The following is a 2,136-nucleotide window of genomic DNA, read 5'->3' on the forward strand; positions in this document are numbered from 1 at the left end:
CTCGCCGCCCGCGATGCCGCGAGGGGCGACCCGCCGGCGCTCGGTGAGAAGCGAGACGGTCGCGTCCGCCTCGACCGTGACCGACCGGACGATACCGAGGCCGCCGCGGAACTCGCCGCGGCCGCCGCTTCCCTCGCGGAGGCCGTACGCCTCGACGAAAAGCGGGTACTCGGCTTCCAGCGCCTCGACCGGCGTGTTGAGCGTGTTGGTCATCCCGACCTGCACGCCGTCCATGCCGTCGCCGCCGGCGCGGCCGCCGAACCCGCCGCCGATGGTCTCGTAGTAGGTGAAGCCGTCCGAACCGCCGGCGCGACTGCCGATGGTCAGGTTGTTCATCGTCCCCTGTCCCTGCGCGGGAACGCGCTCGGGGGCCGCGTCGGCGAGCGCCGAGAAGACCACGTCGGTCACGCGCTGGCTCGTCTCGACGTTGCCGCCGACGACCGCCGCGGGGGCGTCGGGATTGAGGAGCGAGCCGTCGGGGACTTCGACCGAGATGGGGTCGTAACAGCCCTGATTCGGCGGGATTTCGGGGTCAGTGACGCATCGAACGACGAAGTACACCGCGCTTTTCGCGACCGCGAGCGGCGCGTTGACGTTGCCGGCGACCTGGTCGGCCGTGCCGTCGAAGTCGAACGCGACGGTGTCGCCGTCGACCGTCGCGGTCACCTCGATGGGGATGTCGTCGTCGGTCACGCCGTCGCCTTCGAGCACGTCGCGGGCGCGGTACTCGCCGTCCGGCAGGTCGCGAAGTTCCGCGGTGACGCGGTTCCGGGAGTAGTCCATCACGGCGTCGAACGCCGCGAGGACGCGAGGCCGGCCGTGGTCCGCCACGAGGTCGGCCAGTCGCTCCTCGGCGCGCTCGTTCGCCGCGATTTGCGCGCGGATGTCGGCGCGGCGCTCGCCGGGGTTGCGGACGTTGGCGAGGAGCAGCGACAGCACGTCGTCGTTGGTCTCGCCGCCGGCGACGAGTCTGACCGGCGGGAGTCGGAGCCCCTCCTGGTAGATTTCGCGCGCGCCGGCGGGCATGCTTCCGGGCGTCATCCCGCCCACGTCGGCGTGGTGCGCCCGCGAGACGGCGTAGCCGAGCACCTCGCCGTCGACCGAAAGCGGCGACACCATCGTCACGTCGGGGAGGTGCGTCCCGCCCTCGAAGGGGTCGTTGAGGACGAACACGTCGCCCGGTTCCGGGTCGTAGTCGAGGACCGTGTCCACGGCCTCGGGCATCGCGCCGAGGTGGACCGGGATGTGTTCGGCCTGCGCGACGAGGCGGCCGTCGGCGTCGAACAGCGCCGTCGAGCAGTCGCGGCGCTCCTTGATGTTCGGCGAGTACGACGAGGTGATGAGCACCTGCCCCATCTCCTCGGCGACGCTCTCGAACTGGTTGCGCATGATTTCGAGCGTCACGGGGTCGACCTCGCGGTCGCTCATTCGCCGTCACCCCCATTGGTCAGGACGAGCGTTCCGTCGGCCCCGACCGTCCCACCCCACGCCGGCGGCACGACAACGGTGCTCTCGTGCTGTTCGAGGATAGCGGGGCCTTCGACGGTCGTCCCCGCGCCGAGGCCGTCGCGGTCGTAGACGGGCGTCTCGCGGAACGCGCCGTCGAAGAAGGCCTCGCGGGTGTCCTTGCGGGCGTCGCCGCCGCCGCGGTAGGTCACGTCGAGGGAGTCGCGTTCGACCGCAGCGGTCGCCCGGACGTTGACGAGTTCGACCGGGTCGTCGAGGCGGTAGCCGTAGGCGCTCTCGTGGGCCTCGTGGAACCGCGCTTCGACCGCCTCGGCGTCGAACGTCTCGCCGACGGGGACGGTCAGTTCGAAGCTCTGGCCGACGTACCGGAGGTCGGCGGCGCGCTGGACCGCCGCGTCGTCGGGGTCAGCCACGTCTTCGAGCGTGTCGGCTTCGAGGTCGTCGTAGGCGGCTTCGACCGCCGCGGCGTCGAGGCCGGACAGGGGTCGGCGGAGCGTCCGCACCGAGTCGTGTTTCTGGTCGGCCGCGAGCAGACCGTACGCCGAGAGGACGCCGCAGGCCCGCGGAACAATCACGGTCTCGATGTCGAGGCTCTCGGCGAGCGCGGCGGCGTGCATCGGGCCGGCACCGCCGAAGGCGACGAGGCCGAACTGCCGCGGGTCGTGGCCG

At 71.8% G+C, this 2,136-nt stretch carries 2 protein-coding genes; both read right to left on the reverse strand.

The genetic code is table 11. From position 1 onward, the window contains the following. Positions 1-1,428: hydantoinase B/oxoprolinase family protein (locus tag NKF06_RS20475; protein ID WP_253246448.1), on the reverse strand; the 1,428-nt coding region annotated here is incomplete at its 3' end. Next, the coding region (locus NKF06_RS20480; RefSeq protein WP_305882056.1) for a hydantoinase/oxoprolinase family protein at positions 1,425-2,136 on the reverse strand (712 nt) is incomplete at its 5' end. The genes NKF06_RS20475 and NKF06_RS20480, both read right to left, overlap by 4 nt.

The organism is Haloferax sp. AB510 (assembly GCF_024136985.1).
GTDB lineage: Archaea > Halobacteriota > Halobacteria > Halobacteriales > Haloferacaceae > Haloferax.